General features: G+C 68.9%; 17 protein-coding genes. 11 read left to right on the top strand and 6 right to left on the bottom strand.

Translation table 11 applies throughout. The annotated features are described in order from the left end of the window. Positions 1–13: 13 nt before the first annotated feature. Positions 14–1,933, bottom strand: a complete 1,920-nt coding sequence (locus PV646_RS01315) for a helicase-associated domain-containing protein (RefSeq protein WP_500339599.1) — start codon at positions 1,931–1,933, stop codon at positions 14–16. 76 nt (positions 1,934–2,009) lie between these two features. On the opposite strand from PV646_RS01315, the gene PV646_RS01310 reads away from it, so the two are divergent. Beyond that, complete coding sequence (locus tag PV646_RS01310) at positions 2,010–2,657, top strand: DUF2461 domain-containing protein (protein ID WP_500339598.1); 648 nt, start codon at positions 2,010–2,012, stop codon at positions 2,655–2,657. Here the strand turns inward: PV646_RS01310 and PV646_RS01305 are convergent. Then, entirely contained in the window at positions 2,605–2,949 is a 345-nt protein-coding gene (locus tag PV646_RS01305) for a VanZ family protein (RefSeq protein WP_500339597.1), read from the bottom strand. The two genes, PV646_RS01310 and PV646_RS01305, sit on opposite strands and share 53 nt — an antisense overlap. 64 nt (positions 2,950–3,013) lie before the next feature. On the opposite strand from PV646_RS01305, the gene pyk reads away from it, so the two are divergent. The 4 genes from pyk to PV646_RS01285 all read left to right on the top strand — a co-directional run bounded on the left by pyk (position 3,014) and on the right by PV646_RS01285 (position 6,698). Then, positions 3,014–4,438 carry a pyruvate kinase gene (gene pyk, locus PV646_RS01300; RefSeq protein WP_500339596.1) on the top strand — a complete coding sequence of 475 codons (1,425 nt, stop codon included), beginning with the start codon at positions 3,014–3,016 and terminating at the stop codon, positions 4,436–4,438. 103 nt (positions 4,439–4,541) lie between these two features. Beyond that, positions 4,542–5,450 carry an acyl-CoA thioesterase II gene (gene tesB, locus PV646_RS01295; RefSeq protein ID WP_500339595.1) on the top strand — a complete coding sequence of 303 codons (909 nt, stop codon included), beginning with the start codon at positions 4,542–4,544 and terminating at the stop codon, positions 5,448–5,450. Positions 5,451–5,555: 105 nt separating this feature from the next. Beyond that, a complete protein-coding gene (locus PV646_RS01290; RefSeq protein ID WP_500339594.1) occupies positions 5,556–6,113 on the top strand; it encodes a Uma2 family endonuclease in 558 nt (185 codons plus the stop codon). Between the two features lie 63 nt (positions 6,114–6,176). Next, entirely contained in the window at positions 6,177–6,698 is a 522-nt protein-coding gene (locus PV646_RS01285) for a Uma2 family endonuclease (RefSeq protein ID WP_500342215.1), read from the top strand. 203 nt (positions 6,699–6,901) lie between these two features. Here PV646_RS01285 and PV646_RS01280 read toward each other — a convergent pair whose 3' ends face one another. Beyond that, positions 6,902–7,408 carry an Lrp/AsnC family transcriptional regulator gene (locus tag PV646_RS01280; protein WP_500339593.1) on the bottom strand — a complete coding sequence of 169 codons (507 nt, stop codon included), beginning with the start codon at positions 7,406–7,408 and terminating at the stop codon, positions 6,902–6,904. A 60-nt stretch (positions 7,409–7,468) separates the two neighbouring features. Here PV646_RS01280 and PV646_RS01275 point away from each other — a divergent pair, with 60 nt between their 5' ends. Further along, complete coding sequence (locus PV646_RS01275) at positions 7,469–8,062, top strand: LysE family translocator (RefSeq protein ID WP_500339592.1); 594 nt, start codon at positions 7,469–7,471, stop codon at positions 8,060–8,062. Here PV646_RS01275 and PV646_RS01270 read toward each other — a convergent pair. Then, positions 8,045–8,347, bottom strand: a complete 303-nt coding sequence (locus PV646_RS01270; RefSeq protein WP_189158634.1) for a DUF2218 domain-containing protein — start codon at positions 8,345–8,347, stop codon at positions 8,045–8,047. The two genes, PV646_RS01275 and PV646_RS01270, sit on opposite strands and share 18 nt — an antisense overlap. Positions 8,348–8,468: 121 nt before the next feature. On the opposite strand from PV646_RS01270, the gene gnd reads away from it, so the two are divergent. Together gnd and dacB are read left to right on the top strand one after the other, a co-directional pair. Then, positions 8,469–9,899, top strand: a complete 1,431-nt coding sequence (gnd, locus tag PV646_RS01265) for an NADP-dependent phosphogluconate dehydrogenase (protein ID WP_500339591.1) — start codon at positions 8,469–8,471, stop codon at positions 9,897–9,899. Then, positions 9,896–11,425, top strand: a complete 1,530-nt coding sequence (dacB, locus tag PV646_RS01260; protein WP_500339590.1) for a D-alanyl-D-alanine carboxypeptidase/D-alanyl-D-alanine endopeptidase — start codon at positions 9,896–9,898, stop codon at positions 11,423–11,425. The genes gnd and dacB overlap by 4 nt, the downstream gene beginning before the upstream one ends. Positions 11,426–11,480: 55 nt before the next feature. Here the strand turns inward: dacB and PV646_RS01255 are convergent, their stop codons facing one another. Continuing rightward, complete coding sequence (locus PV646_RS01255) at positions 11,481–13,694, bottom strand: SulP family inorganic anion transporter (protein ID WP_500339589.1); 2,214 nt, start codon at positions 13,692–13,694, stop codon at positions 11,481–11,483. 398 nt (positions 13,695–14,092) lie between these two features. Then, positions 14,093–14,410, bottom strand: a complete 318-nt coding sequence (locus PV646_RS01250; protein WP_089917134.1) for a hypothetical protein — start codon at positions 14,408–14,410, stop codon at positions 14,093–14,095. Between the two features lie 148 nt (positions 14,411–14,558). Here PV646_RS01250 and PV646_RS01245 point away from each other — a divergent pair, with 148 nt between their 5' ends. The 3 genes from PV646_RS01245 (at position 14,559) to PV646_RS01235 (ending at position 18,776) form a co-directional block, all read left to right on the top strand. Beyond that, positions 14,559–15,407: a helix-turn-helix domain-containing protein gene (locus PV646_RS01245; RefSeq protein WP_500339588.1), complete on the top strand. Its 849-nt coding sequence runs from the start codon at positions 14,559–14,561 to the stop codon at positions 15,405–15,407. Between the two features lie 21 nt (positions 15,408–15,428). Next, positions 15,429–15,620, top strand: a complete 192-nt coding sequence (locus tag PV646_RS01240; protein WP_500339587.1) for a DUF397 domain-containing protein — start codon at positions 15,429–15,431, stop codon at positions 15,618–15,620. 321 nt (positions 15,621–15,941) lie between these two features. Continuing rightward, complete coding sequence (locus PV646_RS01235; protein WP_500339586.1) at positions 15,942–18,776, top strand: AfsR/SARP family transcriptional regulator; 2,835 nt, start codon at positions 15,942–15,944, stop codon at positions 18,774–18,776. Positions 18,777–18,821: the final 45 nt, after the last annotated feature.

The raw sequence follows: 18,821 nt of genomic DNA, 5'->3' as shown, positions 1-18,821 counted from the left end.
CACTCGGGCGATGTCATTCGGGCAGGGCGACCTTGCGGACGTGCCCGATGTCGAACTCCCGGCTCGTGCCGTCCTCGCAGTCCGCGCTTAGCACCCCTTCGAGGTGCTTGGTCGGCACGATCACGTGCGTCTCGGTCCGGCGCGGCCCGCTCGCGTACTTGATCTCGACACGGCTCCCGTCGACCAGCGCCGACGACAGCAGCACCACTTCCTCGTCGCGCAGGAAGACGTTCTGGTCACGCAGCATCCGCGCCGCATTGGCCCGCGGGGTGCCACGCCCGGCGCTCGGCCGTTCCTGCTCCACCAGCCGGACCGCGAGCTGCGTCAGCTCCAGGTCGTCCATCTCGGTCCGCCACCAGCGTTCGGAGCGCCGCTCGCCGCGAGCCGACGCCCGCAACCGCCCGACAGTCTCCACAATGGACTTGTCGCCGCCGTCCAGACCGGTCGGCGCGTACCCGCACCGGCGCAGCGCCGCGAGCGTCTCCGCCATCGGCTGGGCCGACGCCAGCACGGTCGGCGCGAGGAACCGCAGCTTGAGCGAGCCGAGCCGCTTCGACTTCGCGATCTCCTGCAGCAGCAACGGGTCCGTGGCCCGCACGCAGCTCGCCACGTCCGTCACCGTCAGCTGCCCGTGCCGGCGCGCCACGTCGTGCACCTGGTACTCGATCACCTGTGGCATCGCGGCCTCCGACACGGCGTTCAGCTTCGCGAGCACCTCGTCGGCGGACAGCCCCGAGTCCAGCGCGCGCCGCACCGACCCGGCGGACAGCCGCCACACCCGTGCCGCGTCGTTGTCCTCCAGGTCCGCCACCAGGTTCAGCGTCGCGCTCAGCTCCGGCGACGGCAGCCCGTTCACCACCGCGGTCATGTCCGTCTGGAACGCGGCCTTCTCCGTCGCCGGCGGCATCAACTCACTCGCGGCGGCGTCGACGTCACCGTCGTGCCGCACCGCCACTCCCAGCGGCGTGAGCGCGCCGCCGGCCACCAGACCCAGTGACTCCATCTCACCGATCACCGCCGCCGTCGCCCGCACGTCGTGCACGCCGGGACGTTCCCAGGCGAGGTCCTCGACCAGTTCGGCGGTGCTGGTGAAGGCCTCCTCGGCGGAGAACCGCTCCAGCGTGCTCCGGCGCAGCACCAGCCCGGCCGCGCCCGTGTAGTCGCGCAACGCGGCCCGCGCCAGGTCCGGCTCCGGGCGCCAGTCCATCCGCCGCCACGCCGCGACCAGCGCGGACAGCCGGGGCCCCGGCTGGGAGTCGAGCCACGCGTCACCCTGCCTGGTCGGCAGCAGCCGGGACCGTTCCACCCCGAGCAGCTGGGCCTCGGCCGCGAGCTCCAGCCAGAGCCGCAGCACCCCGTCCGCGACCCGCAAAGCCCGTGCGACCCGCCGGATCTCCACGGTGGCCACGCCACCGGTGTAGCGGGCGTCGAAGTTGTCCTGCTCGCAGTGCGCCAGCAGCCGCGCGACACCGTCCACAGTGGACATCGCGGCGACGATCGGCGAGATCGCGGACGCCCGGCGCAGGCCGGGGGCCTTCGGCCGCAACGTCAGCTGCCCCTGAGTCGCCCCGGTCGCCCGCACCGAGTTCACCGCGACGAGCCGCGGCCCCTCCGGCCAGGCCAGCGCCCGTTGCTTCAGCTCGCCGAAGGCCCGCTCGAAGTCGCCGACCGTGCACCGCAGCTCGGCGCACACCGAGTCGATCGTGCCGGTGTTGCCCTGCGTGACGATCGCCCCGAGCACGTCGAGCGCGCCCTGGTCCAGCGAGTCCTCGACGGCGTGCACCGAGTCGGAGTCGGTCAGCTGTGTCGCGAGGTCCTTCAACGTGCGGAGGTAGCGGTCCGCGACGTCGCGGCGGTGCAGGAGGATCGCGGCCACCTCGTCCGGCCCCAGTTGGAGGAGCCAGGTCGCGAGCGCGTTGATACGGCGTGGCATTCATCGGAGTATGGCCTTGGTTGTGTGTCCTCAAACGAATTTTCACGCACATGGGCGATCCGCCTAGGCTGACTCGGTGACGTTCAGCGGTTTCGGCGAGTACGCCATCGACTTCTACGACGGCCTGGTTCTGGACAACTCGAAGGCGTACTGGGACGACAACAAGGAGACCTACCTGCGCGACGTGCGGGCCCCGATGGAGGCCCTGCTGCTCGCGCTGGAGAAGGAGTTCGGCGAGGGCAAGGTGTTCCGCCCGTACCGCGACGTGCGGTTCGCCAAGGACAAGACGCCGTACAAGGACCACTGCGGCGGCGTGATCGAGAAAGGCCGCGGCGGCGGCGCGTACTACGTGCAGCTCAGCCCCGAGGGCCTGATGACCGGCGGCGGCTCGTTCCACATGCAGTCCGACCAGCTGGCCCGTTACCGCGCCTCGGTGGACGCGCACGGGGTGTTGTTGCGCAAGATCGTGGACAAGCTGGTCAAGCAGGGCTGGCAGCTCGCGGGCGACGTGATGAAGTCGAAGCCGCGCGGGTTCGCCGACGACCACCCGCACCTCGACCTGCTGCGGCACCGGTCGATCTACGTGCGCAAGGTCTGGGAGCCGGACGACGTGCTGCACGAGCCGGGCTGTCTCGACCGGGTGCGCAAGTCTTGGAGGCAGCTCAAGGACTTCAACCTGTGGTGCGAGGACCACGTCGGCGTGAGCGAACAGCCGAGGCGATAGCCCAGCCGAGGCCGATCCCGAGCACGTCCACCAGCGCGTCCAGCACGTCACCGCTCCGGTGCAACGGCGTGATCAGCTGCTGGAGAACCTCCGAAACGCCTGCGTAGAGCACCAGCCACAGCAAAACGCGAGGAATCTTCGCGTACAAGCCGGTGAGCGCCAGCAGTGCGAACAGCAACGTGTGGACCACCTTGTCCGTACCAGGAGGCGAGCTCGGCACACCTGACTCGGGGGTGAACAACACGACGACGCTGAGCGACGCCGCGATCACGAAAGGCAGTACTCGACCCATTGTCAGAACATTACCGAGGAGTAGTTCGGGATCGGTCCAGGAACGGGGTCTACTCTCTCTACACGTGAGTCGACGCGCAAAGATCGTCTGTACCCTCGGCCCCGCCACTGGCACGCCGGAAAAGGTCCGTGACCTGGTAGCAGCCGGTATGGACGTGGCCAGGATGAACTTCAGCCACGGCAGCCATGCCGACCACAAGCAGGTCTACGACATGGTCCGTGCCGCAGCCGACGAGTCCGGCCGCGCCGTGGGCATCCTCGCCGACCTCCAGGGCCCCAAGATCCGCCTCGGCCGTTTCGCCGCGGGTCCCGTGGACTGGAACAACGGCGACGTCGTCCGCATCACCGTCGAGGACGTCGAGGGCACGCACGACCGCGTGTCGACGACGTACAAGGAGCTCGCGAAGGACGCCAAGGTCGGCGACCGCATGCTCGTGGACGACGGCAAGGTCGCGCTCGTGGTGGTCGACGTCGAAGGTTCCGACGTCGTCTGCGAGGTGACCGAGGGCGGACCCGTCAGCAACAACAAGGGCCTCTCGCTGCCCGGCATGGACGTCTCCGTGCCGGCGCTGTCGGAGAAGGACATCGAGGACCTCGAGTTCGCGCTCTCGCTGGGCGTGGACTTCATCGCACTCTCGTTCGTGCGCTCGCCCGCGGACATCGACCTGGTCCACCAGATCATGGACCGCTCGGGCGGCAAGCGGCTCCCGGTGATCGCGAAGATCGAGAAGCCGGAGGCCGTCGACAACCTCGAGGCCATCGTCCTCGCCTTCGACGGCGTCATGGTCGCCCGCGGTGACCTGGGCGTCGAGCTGCCGCTGGAGCACGTGCCGCTCGTGCAGAAGCGCGCGATCCAGATCGCTCGCGAGAACGCCAAGCCGGTCATCGTCGCGACCCAGATGCTCGACTCGATGATCACGAACTCCCGCCCGACCCGCGCTGAAACCTCCGACGTCGCGAACGCGGTGCTCGACGGCGCGGACGCCCTGATGCTGTCGGGTGAGACCTCGGTCGGCCGCTACGCCATCGAGTCCGTGCAGACCATGGGCCGCATCATCGAGGCCGTCGAGACCGAGTCGGTCGTCGTGCCGCCGCTGACGCACGTCCCGCGCACCAAGCGCGGCGTGATCTCGTACGCGGCCCGCGACATCGGCGAGCGCCTCAACGCGAAGGCCCTGGTCGCGTTCACGCAGTCCGGTGACACGGTCCGCCGTCTCGCTCGTCTGCACACGCACCTGCCGCTGCTCGCCTTCACGCCGGAGCCCTCGGTCCGCTCGCAGCTGTCGCTGACGTGGGGCACCGAGACGTTCCTGGTCCCGAAGGTGGAGTCCACCGACGAGATGGTCCGCCAGGTCGACGTGGCCATGATCGAGATCGGCCGCTACTCCGCCGGTGACCTCATGGTCGTCGTCGCGGGTTCGCCTCCCGGCACCATCGGTTCGACCAACCTCATCCGGGTGCACCGCCTGGGCGAGGACGACCACGCGTAAGTGCGCTGACTCTCAGTCAGGCCTGTCGTGATGCCGGCCCTGCTCCCGCATACTGGGGGAGCAGGGCCGGTGCCTTGCTGAGACTCAGAGGAGTGTTGCTGCCGTGACTGAGGCCGCCCGTGCCGCCGCTTCGAGCCCGTCGGGCCTGAGTGGACAATCCGCAGTGGACGACCTGGTCGCGTTGCTGGACCTGGAACGCATCGAGGAGAACATCTTCCGGGGCGTGTCGCCCGCGGAGTCCCCGGTGCGCGTCTTCGGCGGGCAGGTGGCAGGCCAGGCCCTCGTCGCCGCCGGCCGCACCGTCCCGCCGGAGCGCCGCGTGCACTCGCTGCACTCGTACTTCATCCGCCCCGGCGACCCGCGCGTGCCGATCGTCTACGAGGTCGACCGCATCCGCGACGGCCGCTCGTTCACCACCCGCCGCGTCGTGGCCGTGCAGCACGGCAAGGCGATCTTCTCGCTGTCCGCGTCCTTCCAGCTGGAGGAGCAGGGCGTCGAGCACTCCTCGGAGATGCCCGCCGTGCCGGACCCGGAGTCGCTGCCGACGTGGAGCGAGTCCGCCAAGAGCTACCCGCTGGTGAACCTGAAGTTCCCGCGCCCCATCGACGTCCGCTACGTGACCGAGCCGCCGTGGGAGTCGCGTGAGGACGGTCCGGGCGCGGCCGCGTCACAGGTGTGGATGAAGGCCGACGGCAAGCTGCCGGACGACCCGATGCTGCAGCTGTGCGTGATGACCTACGCGTCGGACATGACGCTGCTGGACGGAGTTCTGGCGCGGCACGGGGTTTATTGGGGACTGGACAAGGTTCTCGGGGCTTCGCTCGACCACGCGATGTGGTTCCACCGGCCGTTCCGGGCCGACGAGTGGTTGCTGTACGACACGACCTCGCCGTCGGCTTCGGGCAATCGCGGGCTGGCGACCGGGCGGTTCTTCACGCAGGACGGGCAGTTGGTGGCGACCGTGGTGCAGGAAGGGCTGATCCGGGTGATCAAGTCCTCGCCTGAGGAGTGAGTTCGAACCACGCTTGCGAGTGATGGCATGGAGGATCTCCAATCGGGAGGCTGGTGGGAGCTGGTGGCGGAAGAGACTCCAACGAGGCGTGAGAAGGGTGATCATGTGAGCGTTGAAGCGTGGCCGGATCACCTGATCAGCCTGGATGAGTGGGACGCGATGCCAGAGGACAAGAACCTCGAGCTCGTGGATGGAGTCCTGCACGTGGTGGCCGCAGCCATACCCTCGCACCAGATGGCACAGAACAGGTTGGCCTACTGGCTCGACGAGCAACTGCCGCCGAGCATGGTCGCCTACGACGACGTCGACGTGACGATCGACAGCTCGAACCGGCCAACCGTGCGCAAGCCCGACATCACCGTGGTGACGGCGGAAGCGGCGGACCGCTACCCCAAACGGTTCGACGTCGAGGACGTGGTTCTCGCAGTGGAGATCGTGTCCCCTGGTTCCGAGCGCGCCGACCGCGTCACCAAGCCCACCCTCTACGCCAAAGCTGGGATCGCGCACTACTGGCTCGTCGAGCTCGGTACCCCGATCAGCCTGACCGCGTTCGAACTCGTGGACGGCGTCTACAAACTCGTGGAGGACGTCGTGGGTGAGGTCCGGCTGACTCGACCCGCCCCGCTGGCGTTCGACCTCGACAAGCTTGCGCGTCGCCGGTAGACCCATTCGCACCCTCGAGTGATCAAGGGTGCGAACCCACCAGCCGATGACCGTGGCGTGATCATGACGCTGGCCGGATACGACGCGATGCCCGACGAAGACTGCAAGCGCCACGAGATCGTCGGCGGCGAACTGGTGGAGATGCCGGGGCGCTCCATTTGTCACCAACGCGCTCTCATGGTGCTCCTGCGCATGCTGCTCGACCAGCTACCGGCCCACCTCGACGCGGTGCACTCCTTCGACGTCCTGCTGAAGGACGGCCCGTGGCCCCTGCTGCGCAAGCCGGACCTGGTGGTGACCCGGGACCTGCGGGACGACGTCACCCGCTTCGACGCCAAGGACGTGCCGCTCGTCGTCGAGATCATGTCCGAGGAGTCGGAACACGTCGACCTCGCGGTCAAGCTGCGCGAGTACGCGGCGGCGGGCATCGCGAACTACTGGATCGTCGCGCTGGACGATCCGGCGAGCATGGCCGCGTACACCCTCGCGGAGGGGCGGTACGAGCTCGCGGTGGCGGGCAGCGGGACGATCGACGTGCTGCGGCCGTCGCCGATGACGCTCAACCTCTATGAGCTGACCCGCTAGCCCGGCGGCGATGGGTCGGCCGCAGGTTCGCCGGCGGCGTCAGCGCACGGGTCTCCACCCGCTCAAGCGTCACCGAACTGAGGTCGTCCGATGGGGCACGACAGCGTTTCCTGCACCTAAGGCGTAAGAAACGCTGCATCCTGATGTAGGAACAACCACCGAACGGGACGTGGCGGTCCGGCACGTCGCGCTGGGAGTGACGCTCAGACCTTCCGCCGCCGATGGGTCGGCCGCAGGTTCGCCGGCGGCGTCAGCGCACGGGTCTCCACCCGCTCCAGCACCACCGACGAGGTCAGGTTCCGCACCTCCGTCCGAGACGCGATCTTGTCCATCAGGAACGCCTGCAGGTGCGTCGAGTCGGCCACCGCGATGTGGATCAGGAAGTCGGCCTGACCGGACACGTGGAAGATCGACCGCGTCTCCGGCTGCGCCATCACGAACGCCCGGAAACCGGCCACCACCAGACGGGTGTGCGGCCGCACGTTCACCGAGATCACGGCTTCCAGCGGCAGGCCGGTGGTCGCGGGGTCGACCACCGCGTGGCAGCCCGTGATGACGCCCAGGTCGCGCAGCCGCCGCACCCGTTGCAGGCACGACGAGGGTGCCAGGCCGACGATGTCCGCCAGCGTGCGGTTCGGCAGGGTGGCGTCGTTCTGCAACTCCTCCAGGATGTGCCAGTCGACCGAATCCAGTTCGGCTTGTTCGCGCATAACCGAACATCGTACTGACCTGCTGGAATGCACACGAACTAACCACAGACGATCTGTCCCATGCACATCGCGTGGACGTCGTTCCTGCTGGCACTCGTGGTGATCACGGTCGTGCCCGGTCCCGACTTCGTACTGGTCATGGGGAACGCGGTCCGCAGCCTCCGCAAAGGCGTCGAGGCGGCGCTCGGGGTGCTCACCGGGCTGCTGATCCACGGGACGCTCGCGACGCTCGGGTTGTCGGCGCTCGTGGCGGCGGCGCCTACAGCGTTGTTCGTCGTCAAGGCGATCGGCGCGGTCTACCTCGCCTACATCGGCTTCATGACCCTCAAATCGGCGAGCAAGCCCATTGAGGAGCAGCCGCAGCAGAAGAACGTGTTCTTGCGCGGCATGCTGTGCGATCTGTTGAACCCCAAGGTGATGCTCACGTTCCTGAGCCTCATCCCGCAGGCGATGGACCCGCACGCCGCGCCACTGCCCCAGGCGGCGATGCTGAGTGCCGTCACGGTCGGCGTGTTCGCGGTGTTCTGGGTGATCGTGGTGCCGTCCGCGCGTCAGCTGGGACGGTTGTTGAGCAAGCCCAAGACCCGCGCGGTGTTCGAACGGGTCTGTGGGACCGCTCTCATCGGGCTCGCGGCGTCAGTTCTCGCTACCTGAGTCCCACGTGACGGACAGTTCGTCGCGCGTTCCGAAGCGGACGAGGTGCCGTTCGACGACGTCGCGGAGGCGTGCCACGTCCTCCTCCGACGTGCACACCACGCGCATGATCAACGCGTCGTCGGCGGCCTCGAACTCCGCCAGGCCGGCGGAGAAGCGGACGAAGCCGCGGGTGTCCTCCCAGGACCCTTCGAGGTCCTTGGCCGTGAAGTGCTTCACCAGCTGCGATCCGTACCTGGGGGCACGGTCGGTCGCCGAGCGTCCCACGCTCGTGAATTCCGTCATGAAGCCAACTTACGCCTAGCAATACGTACCGGCACGTGACGCGGTTCACCTGGCAAAACGGAGTCTGAGAACACCCTGTGACGTCTCGCGTAATCAGTGAGAACACGGCAGGCTGTGGCGCATGACGGAAGGCAAAGCACGTATCGCGGTCACCGGTCTTGCCACCATGGGCAGCAACCTCGCGCGCAATCTCGCGCGTCACGGGTTCAAGGTTGCCGTGCACAACCGGACGCCCGCGAAGATGAAGGCCCTGCTCGACGAGCACGGCCACGAGGGTGACTTCGTCGGCGCCGAGACGCTGCAGGACCTGGTGGACAGCCTGCAGACGCCGCGCCAGATCATCATCATGGTCAAGGCGGGTGGCCCGACCGACGCCGTCATCGACGAGCTGAGCGGGATCCTCGAGCCGGGCGACATGGTCATCGACGGCGGCAACGCCCACTTCAACGACACGCGCCGCCGTGAGGCCGCGCTGAAGGAGAAGGGACTGCTGTTCGTCGGTGCCGGCATCTCCGGTGGTGAGGAGGGCGCTCTCAACGGCCCCAGCATCATGCCGGGTGGTCCCGCGGAGTCCTACAAGCACGTCGGGCCGGTCTTCGAGGAGATCGCGGCCAAGGTGGACGGTCAGCCGTGCTGCGTGCACGTCGGGCCGGACGGCGCCGGGCACTTCGTGAAGATGGTCCACAACGGCATCGAGTACGCCGACATGCAGCTGATCGCCGAGGCGTACGACCTGCTGAGCCGCATCGGCGGGCAGACGCAGGCGGAGATCTCCGAGGTCTTCACCCAGTGGAACTCGGGCGACCTGGAGTCGTACCTGGTCGAGATCACCGCCGAGGTGCTCAAGCACGTCGACGCCGACGGCAACCCGCTCGTGCAGGTCATCGAGGACGCGGCGGAGCAGAAGGGCACCGGCCGCTGGACCGTGCAGGAGGCGCTCGAACTGGGTGTCCCGGTCACCGGTATCGCCGAGGCCGTGTTCGCCCGCAGCCTGAGCGGCCACACCGACCAGCGCAAGGCCGTGCGCGCCGCGTTCGGCCCCAGCGAGGTCGTCGCGAAGCCGGACGCCGAACTGGTCGACGACGTGCGCCAGGCGCTTTACGCGTCGAAGGTCGTCGCGTACGCGCAGGGCTTCGACATGATGCGCGAGGCGTCGAAGAACTTCGACTGGAACATCGACCTCGGCGCGATGGCGACGATCTGGCGCGGTGGCTGCATCATCCGCGCGCAGTTCCTCAACCGCATCCGTGAGGCCTACGACGCGGACGCGAACATCGCGTCTCTTTTGGTGGACAACTACTTCCGCGACGCGGTGCAGAACGCCGAGGCCGCTTGGCGCAGGGTCGTGGTCCGTGCGGTCGAATCCGGTGTGCCGACTCCGGGCTTCGTGTCCGCTTTGGCCTACTACGACGGACTCCGCTCGGAGCGTCTGCCGGCCGCGCTCGTCCAGGGACAGCGCGACTTCTTCGGGGCGCACACGTACAGGCGCACGGACAAGCCCGGTAGCTTCCACACGTTGTGGTCGGGTGATCGATCAGAGGTGGAAGCGTGAAATTTCGTGTTCTGGGGGCGGTCGTCGCTGTGGCGGCAGGGGTTTCCCTGACGTCCAGCGGCGGCGCTGTGGCGGTCGGAAACGAGGCCCTCACGGCTGATCTCGACACGATCCTCGCCGACAACGCGCTCAAGGGCGCGGACGTCGGCCTGGTCGTGCGGGACGCCAATTCCGGAGAAGTGATCTACACCAGGCAGAGCGCCAGGCGCTCCCAGGTGGCGTCGAACCTGAAGCTGCTCACCACGACGACGGCGCTGGACCTGCTGGGCCCGGACTTCCGCTGGAAGACCGAGCTCGTGTCGGCCGGGACGAGGACCGGGACGGCGCTCGACGGCGACCTGGCCCTGCGTGGCGGCGGCGACCCGACGATGTCCCGGTTGCGCTACCAGCAGCTCGCGGACACGTTGAAGGCCAGCGGTGTCACGACGGTCAACGGCTCGTTGGTCATCGACGACACCAAGTTCGACTCGCAGCCGTACGGCTCGGGTTGGGCGTGGGACGACGAGCCGTTCTCCTACAGCGCGGAGACGTCGGCCCTCACGCTCTCGCCGGACGCGAAGTTCAGCGCGGGCACGGTCGTCGTGCGCGTCAAGCCGGGCGCCGCGGCGGGCGCTCCGGCTGTCGTCACGACCGAACCGGCGAACGACCACGTGCAGATCGTGTCCACGGCGACGACCGGCAACGCCGGCGTCACCGTGGAACGGGAGCACGGCACCAACCGCATCGTCGTCAGCGGTTCCACGTCCGTCGAGACCACCAGGCTCTCGACGGTCAAGGATCCGACCGGCCTCGTCACGTCGGTGTTCCAGAAGGCCTTGCAGGCCAGCGGGATCACCGTCACCGGCGGGGTCAAGAGGCAGAAGGCGCCGGCCGGCGCCGCGGTCCTCGCGACCGACACGTCGCCGAAGCTCAGCGAGCTGATGGTGCCGTTGCTCAAGGACAGCAACAACATGCTGGCCGAGGTGCTGGTCAAGACCGCGGGTGGCTCGTTCACCAACGGTGTCAACCAGCTCAGCACCAAGTGGGCCGGCCTGGGCGTCGACCCGAACGCGGTCGAGGTCTTCGACGGCTCCGGCATGTCGCGGCTCGACCAGTTCTCGCCGGACGACCTCACGTCGGTGCTGATCAAGGCGAAGACCAAGCCGTGGTTCTCCGCGTGGCAGGCCTCGCTGCCGGTCGCCGGTGTCGACGGCACGCTGGTCAACCGCATGAAGAACACCCCGGCGGCGGGCAACGTGAAGGCCAAGACCGGGTCGCTCTCGGGCGTCTCCGGCCTGTCCGGTTACGTGAAGACGGCCGCCGGCAGGGATCTCGTGTTCTCGGTGGTGCAGAACAACGTCCTGTTGTTCAACAGCCCGAAGAACATCGAGGACAGGATCGCCGTGCGCCTGGCCTCGGACGGCGGCACCGTGTCGCCGCAGGTCCAGTCCGTGCCGCAGCAGCGCAAGGCTCCGGCGCAGGAGCGCGTCAAGGTTCCCGCACAGGAACGCTTCGACGTGGAGTGCTCCTGGATCGGCACCTGCTAGTCAGCAGTCGCAAGTGGAGCCGCCCCGGAGTGTTTTCGGGGCGGCTCCTCGTTTTCTACGCCGGTGACGGCACGGGCTCCAGCCCGTTGCGGTCCGGGTCGACCAGGTACACCCGGGCGTTCGAGATGTCGAAGTACATGCCCTTCAACGTCAGCGTGCCCGCGGTGATCGCCTCCCGCACGCTCGGGAAGCCGAGCAGGTTGTCGAGCTGCTGCGCGACGTTCGCGACGGCGAGCCGGTCGGCCACCGGCAGGTCCGCGCAGCCGGGCGCGGTCGGCGCGTGGAACCGGATCAGTGACGGTTCGGCGTTGCGCAGCCACGAGTGCAGGTGCGACCCGCGGGACGCGGAACCCTTCACCAGCGCCTTCATCGCGCCGCAGTCGGAGTGCCCGCACACGACGATCGTGCTGACGTTGAGGATCTCCACCGCGTACTCGATCGCCGCCCCGACCGACCTGTCGTCGGCGGACGACATCGGCACCAGGTTGCCGATGTTGCGCACGCAGAACAGGTCGCCCGGCCCGGACGTGGTGATCAGGTTCGGCACCACGCGGGAGTCCGCGCACGTGATGAACAGTTGCTGGGGCCGCTGCCCGTGCACCGCGAGCTCGTGCAGGAACGGGCGCACCAACGGCGCGGAGCGGCTTTCGAACTCGTGCATGCCGCGCAGCATCGGGTCGCCCTCCACGGACGAGCGCTGGGCGGGCAGCGTCACGGCGTCCGGCGTGCCCTGCCAGTGCGACCACGGCGCGAACCAGCGAGGCAGCGGGCCGGGCAACGTCTTGCGCCGCCCCGGTTTGCCCTGGTTCGCCTGGTCGTACCAGGTGTCGTGCACCTCGTCGACCCGCACCCGGCCACCGAGCCGTTCGTAGCCCTCGCGCCAGTCGTTGATCGCCTCGTAGGACGCGTGGTCCAGGTAGTCGACGTGCAGTTCCAGCACGACGGTCTCGCCCGCGGGCATCCTGCGCAGCTCGCGCACGAGCCGCCCGACGCCCAGGAACACCAACGATCCCCGCACGCACACCCGGTTGCCCTCGACACGCACCGAGCAGTGCGTCAACCGGTACAACGCGCGCAGCAACGCGATCGCCAGACCCGCGACCACGCCCTCCAGCAGTCCGAAGAGGACAACACCGAGAGCGGTCGCCGCGTAGACCGTGAACTCCCCGTGCCGCACCAGGTTCCGCATCCGCTCGATCGACACGAGCTTGAGCCCGACGACGAACAGCACACCCGCCAGCGCGGCCAGCGGGATCAGCTCCAGGGCGGGTGCGAACGCCAGCACCGCCACCGCGATCCACACGCCCTGGAAGATCGCGGCGTACCGGGTCTTCGCGCCCGCCGCGACGTTCGTCGAACTGCGCGCCAGGCCACCGCTGATCGGGAACCCGCCGAGCGCGCCCGTGAGCACGTTGCCGGTGCCCTGCGCGATCAGTTCCTTGTCCAGCCGGGCACGCGGCCCGTCGTGCAGCCGGTCCGTGGCGACGGCCGACAGCAACGACTCCATGCTGGCCACCAGCGCGACGGTGACGACGGCCGTGGCGATCGTGCCGACACTGCCCTGCGGCATCTCGGGGAACGTCAGCGCGTGACTGTCCGGCAGGTCGACGCGCGCGACGTCGAGGCGCAGCACGAACGCCAGCGCGGTCGCCGCGGCGACCGCGACCAGGGGTGCGGGGATCAGCGAGACACGCGGAATCCGGTGCCACAGCAGGAGAACCGCGACCGCCACCGCGCCGGCGAGCACCGAGCCCAGCGAGGCGCCGACCAGGTTGCCGGGCAGCGACGCGAGGTTCGCGGGCACGGTCGACGACGCCGTGCCCCCCAGCAGCACGACGAGCTGCCCGACGGCGATCGAGACGCCGATGCCGGCGAGCATGCCGTGCACGACGGCGGGGGACAGCGACATCACCAGGCGGCTGATCCCGGTGAGCCCCAGCGCGAGCTGCAGCACGCCCGCGGCGAGCGTGATCGCCGCGGTGGCAGCCCACCCGAACTGCGCCACCAGGCCGGCGACGATGACGACGAGCCCGGTGCCGGGCCCGCTGATCTGCAACGGTGCTCCGCTGATCGCGCCGACGACCACGCCGCCGACGATCGCGGAGATGATGCCCGCCATCAGCGGTGCGCCCGTGGCGTGCGCGATGCCGAGCGACAACGGGATCGAGATGAGGAACAGCACGAAGCTCGCGGGCAGGTCGTGCCTCAAGAGCAGCGGAGGACCGTGCGGGGTGTGCTCGCCGGTGTTGGTCCTGGGTTGGTGGTTCACGTGTTTTCCCTTTGCTGAACAGCGAATTGGCCCTGTGCGACGGATGCACAGGGCAGGGCACGGCGGGGAAGGGGAGCGAGCTAGGAGAGGGCGCTCTCGTGGCGCTCTAAGGGCAGCAGACGGCGCGGCCGGACGGCTGCGAGCGCGTCGGCGCGGTCATGCGGGGTCGGCACGGGAACACCTCCGTGTCGGCACAGGCATCGAGGGGGTCGAGATCAGGCCGCGTCGCCCTCAATCATGAGGCCGGAATCGGCGCTGTGACAGATCTTTCAGCCAACCGTGTTGATCTTGAGCGGCACCGTCACGCGAGGTGATGACGTAGAAGGGCCGGCTCCGGTCGGGGGGTGCGGAGCCGGCCCAGGTCGGGACGGAACTGAAGAACTATCGAGTTCCGGAATTCAGCCTACCGAGCGCAGGTGCTTGCCGTGCGAAGTCTCCTGGCCGACGACGGTCAGGATCAGCTGCGCCGAGAGATAAGCACGGCACGGTGCGGGCATTCGCCTCGAGAACCAGCCGCGCTTGCAGGTCGCGCACCGGCCGTGCTCGTCGGGCTGGTGCTCGTCGAGCAACGCCTTCACCACCGCGACCACCCTCGGCAACTCAACCCTGGCGAGTACGAGAGCGGTCTGGTCGTCGCCGCGTTCGGCGAGATCGGTGAGTGTGGCCAGGTGGGAGTGCAGCGACTTGTCCAGTTGGCTGAACACCGTGACGGCCATCAGGCTCAGAGCTCCAGTCCTTACGTAAGCAGCCCATGCAGACTGTCGCGCCGAACCTGCGATCTGCAAGTTGCAGTACACGAATGGATGACGTCTCTTTGCGACACGCTCCTTTGCTCTCAAACTGAGAACGACCAGGAGGTGTGGGATGTCACGGGGCAGCAGCCCGACCCTGCGCAAGCGCCGGCTCGTGAGCGAGCTGAGGCGGTTGCGCGAAGCGGCCGGGCTGACGATCGAAGAGGTGGGCGAGCGCCTCGAGTGCTCGGCCTCGAAGATCAGCCGCATCGAGACGGGGCGTGTGGGGGTGAGCCCGCGCGACGTGCGGGACATGCTCACCGCCTACGACGCGGACGCCGCCACCCTCGAAGAACTGGTCCAGCTGGCGAGGGAAGCCCGTCGCAAGGCGTGGTGGGACGAGTTCGGCGACATCGTGCCCGGTCGTTACGTCGGGTACGAAGCCGACGCGGACTCGATCAGGACCTATCAAGGGCTGATGATCCCTGGCCTGCTGCAGTGCGAGGCGTACACGAGGGCGTTGATCTCCCAGGTGCTGCCGGACGCGCGCACCGCCGAGATCGACCGGCGCGTCCGGTTGCGCAAGGCCAGGCAGGCTTTGCTGAGTGAGGACGACCCGTTGCGTCTGCACGTCGTGATCGACGAGGCCGCCCTGCGCCGGCTCGTCGGCGGCGCCGAGGTGATGCGCGTGCAGATGGCGCGTCTTCTCGAAGTCGGTGCACTGCCGAACGTCACGATGCAGGTCGTGCCGTTCAGCGCTGGTGGTCATGCTGCGATGGACGGCCCGTTCGTCATCCTGAGCTTTCCTGAGCAGCTCGACTCCGACGTGGTGTACATCGAAAGCACCAGAAGTGGCGTCTACCTGGAACAACAGTCGGACGTCCATTCCTACGCAGAGATGTTCGAGCGGCTCGTGAGTTCCGCCCAGACCCCGCGGGAATCGGCAACCCTGATTCGTGAGATCGCTCGCACGCTCGCGTGACTGCGACCGGGAGTGAACAGAGTGGAAAGCTTGCGTTGGCGCAAGAGCAGCAGGTCGTCGGCCGGTGGGCCCGATTGCGTGGAGATCGCGCTCGTCCCATCAGGTGCGGCGGTCCGTGACAGCAAGAACGCGGACGGAGTGAGGCTGGCGTTCGGCGGAGCGGGGTGGGACACCTTCCTCGCTGCCGCGAAGACCGGCGCTTTTGTCAGCTGATCGACAGACACAGCAGAAGGCCCCGGCTGGATTCGCCCAGCCGGGGCCTTCTCGCGTAAGGGGACGTGGGCCGGCCGGCGTTCCGCCGCCGCGGGCTGGATGCCCCTTGCACGCCGGCCGACCCACGTCGATCATGGGGAGCAGCGGGTGTTCCGCTGTCCGGTCCAACCTGTTCCGACTGCGTGATCCCGGGTTTCCGTTGATCTCGCGGTCTGTGGTTGGTTGGACACGCTAAGCGTAAGAATGCCTTCTACAGCACGACTGGAGCCCGACTGAAGTGATCTTCAAGCTCCAGGTGGCCCACAGGCGAAGGACAGATCGGTGACGCACGGCGAGGAACCCCTTCGGTTCGAGGTTCTCGGCCTTCTCCGAGTCGTTCGCGCAGGTCAAGAGGTCGATCTCGGTGCGGCGAAGCAACGCGCCGTGCTCGCGGTCCTGCTGCTGGCGCGGAACACGCCGGTCAGTCGCGGGCAGATCATCGAGGCCGTCTGGGGCGACAACGTGCCCTCGAGTGCCGTCAACCTGGTGCAGACCTACGTCGCCGGCCTGCGTCGCGCGCTCGAGCCGACCCGTGCGCGGAGGGCTCCCGCCGAGCTGCTGACCTCGGTCGGCGACGGGTACCTGATGCGCGTCGAGCCCGGCGCCCTGGACCTCGACGTGTTCGAACGTCAAGTGCTGCTCGCGAACCGCATGCGCGCCGCCGGTGACCTGGCCGGAGCCGCGGTCGAGCTGGACGACGCGCTGGCGTTGTCCCGCGCCGAGCCGCTGGGCGGTGTGTCCGGTCTCTTCTCCGACGTCGAACGCGGCCGGCTCGTCGAACGGCGGCTCGCGGTGCTGGAGGAACGCGCCGAGCTCGGTCTCGCGATCGGGCAGGGCCCGGAACTCCTCTCCCAGCTGGGTTCGATGGTCGCCGAGCACCCGTTGCGCGAACGCGGCCACGGGCTGCTCATGCGCGCGCTGGTCCAGGCGGGCCGGCAGGCCGAGGCGCTCGCCGCGTACCGCGAGGCCCGCGCCGTGCTGATCGAGGAGCTCGGTGTCGAGCCGGGTCCCGAGCTGCGCCGCGTGCACCAGGCCGTGCTCGCGGGGGACAGTCCCGAACCGGAACGCGCGCCGGTCCGCGTGTCGCACCCGCAGGTCGCGTCCGAACCCGCGCCGGTGACGATCCCCGCGCAGCTGCCGCGCGCGCCCGTCGCGTTGATCGGCCGGGACGTCGAGCTCGGGTACATGGACGCGTTGCTGCGCGGCCACGACGGCCCGGTGATGCTCGTGACCGGCCCGGCGGGGGTGGGCAAGACCGCGCTGGCGCTGCACTGGGCGCACCGGGTGCGCGAGGAGTTCCCGGACGGCCAGCTCTACGTCGACGTGCACGGGTACGACCCGAACCGGGAGCCGCTGGAGATCGGCGAGGTGCTCAACCGGTTCCTGCGCGCGCTGGGCGTCCCGGCCGGTGACACGCCCGTCTCGGTGGACGAACGCTCCGCCCTGCTGCGCACGTTGCTGGCCGACCGCCGGATGCTGGTGATGCTCGACAACGTCCGCAGCTCGGCGGACCTCTTACCGCTGCTGCCGGGCGCGCCCTCGTGCGTCGTCGTGACGTCCCGGCGCCGGCTCGTCGGACTCGTCGCGCAGGTCGAGGCGAAGCTGATCGAGCTGGACATGCTCGACCCCGAGGCGGCTGTCGACGTGCTGGGCCGCATCGCCGGCCGGTCGGACATCGAGGCCGGTGCCCTGCGTGAACTGGCCCTGCTGTGCGACGGCCTGCCGCTCGCGTTGCGGATCGCGGCCGCCCGTCTCGCCGTGTCCCCACGTCTGCGCGTGGCCGAACTGGTCGAGGAACTCCAGGACGAGCAGGGCCGGCTGGCCGCCCTCGGTCTGGAGGACGGTGAGGGCACCGTACGAGCTGCCCTGGACGCCTCGCGCCGTGCGTTGCCCGCGGAGCCTTCGCGGTTGCTCGCGATCGTCGGCCTGCATCCCGGCGCGGACCTCACCCCGCACGTGGTCGCGGCGATGGGCGACGTGGCGTTGCTGGAGGCCCAACGAGCCCTGGACGCGTTGACGGCCGCGAACCTGCTGTCCGTCAGCGAACCCGGCCGGCACTTCGCGCACGACATCGTCCGCGTCTACACCAAGACGCTGGCGGGGGAGCTGTCCGAACCGGAACGCAGGGCCGCCACCAGCCGGATGCTCGACTACTACCTGCACTGCGCGGACCTCGCCGACGGCCTGCTGCCGATCAACCGCGGCAGCGTCCTGGTCGCGCCGGAGCACCGGCCCGCCCACGTGCCCGCGATCTCCGGTGCCGCCGACGCGACGGCCTGGTTCGACGCCGAGCGCGCCAACCTGATCGCCGCCGCCGAGCTCGCGTCGGGTGCGGGCTGGCACGTCCACGCGTGGCAGCTGCCGTACACCCTCTCGCGCTACCTGTGGCTGCGGACCGAGCGCGAGACGTCGTTGCGCCTCACCGAAGCCGCCCTCCAGGCCGCCATCGCGCTGAACGACGACGACGCCCGGTTCGTCATGCAGTTCAACCTGGGTGTCGCGTTGCTCCAGTTCGAACGCTTCGAAGAGGCGTTGCAGGCACAGCAGGGCGCGCTGGAAACGGCCCGCCGCAAGGAGGACGTGCACCAGCAGGCCCGTGCCCTGACGACGGTCGCCGGCACGCTGCAGGACCTGGGCCGTGCCGCCGAGGCCGAGGAGCACTACCGCGAGGCGATGGAGATCTCCCGGATCGCGGGCTCGAAGTGGGCCGAGGCCAACGCCCACCACCACCTCGGCCTGCTGTACCTGAGCACCCAGCGCTTCGACGACGCGATGCCGTGGCTGCGTGTGGCGTTGCGGATGTACCACGAGGTCGGTGAGCAGTGCGGGGAAGCGGCCTGCCACACCGACATCTCCACGGCTCTGCTGGAGACCGGCGATACGGACGGTGCGTTGTCTGCGGCGCGTACGGCGTTGGCCGTGGCGTGCGATGCCGTCTCGCCGTACCACCAGGCGCTGGCGCACGACCGGCTTGCGGCGGTGTTCGAGAAGCTCAACGCGGCGGGGGCGGCGGCGCACTGGCAGCGGGCGCTGGCGTTGTTCACGGAACTGGGAGCGCCGGAAGCGGACGGGGTCCGGGCCCGCTTGGCACGGGCGCGTGCGGTGACGGTCGGGTAAGGGACTCGCGCACCGCCGCCGGGTAAGGGTTCCGGGGCGTGGAAC

It is taken from the genome of Streptomyces sp. ID05-26A, assembly GCF_033794685.1.
GTDB lineage: Bacteria > Actinomycetota > Actinomycetes > Mycobacteriales > Pseudonocardiaceae > Lentzea.
Note: the sequence above shows the minus strand (reverse complement) of the source record. Positions and strands in the feature narration are given on the sequence as shown.

Bases quoted from the DNA above. Each gene is read 5' to 3' on its own strand.
- PV646_RS01305 (WP_500339597.1), bottom strand. From the start codon at position 2,949: ATGGGTCGAGTACTGCCTTTCGTGATCGCGGCGTCGCTCAGCGTCGTC.
- PV646_RS01315 (WP_500339599.1), bottom strand. From the start codon at position 1,933: ATGCCACGCCGTATCAACGCGCTCGCGACCTGGCTCCTCCAACTGGGG.
- PV646_RS01270 (WP_189158634.1), bottom strand. From the start codon at position 8,347: ATGACGGAATTCACGAGCGTGGGACGCTCGGCGACCGACCGTGCCCCC.
- PV646_RS01285 (WP_500342215.1), top strand. From the start codon at position 6,177: ATGACGCTGGCCGGATACGACGCGATGCCCGACGAAGACTGCAAGCGC.
- PV646_RS01245 (WP_500339588.1), top strand. From the start codon at position 14,559: ATGTCACGGGGCAGCAGCCCGACCCTGCGCAAGCGCCGGCTCGTGAGC.
- PV646_RS01250 (WP_089917134.1), bottom strand. From the start codon at position 14,410: ATGGCCGTCACGGTGTTCAGCCAACTGGACAAGTCGCTGCACTCCCAC.
- PV646_RS01280 (WP_500339593.1), bottom strand. From the start codon at position 7,408: ATGCGCGAACAAGCCGAACTGGATTCGGTCGACTGGCACATCCTGGAG.
- gnd (WP_500339591.1), top strand. From the start codon at position 8,469: ATGACGGAAGGCAAAGCACGTATCGCGGTCACCGGTCTTGCCACCATG.
- PV646_RS01275 (WP_500339592.1), top strand. From the start codon at position 7,469: ATGCACATCGCGTGGACGTCGTTCCTGCTGGCACTCGTGGTGATCACG.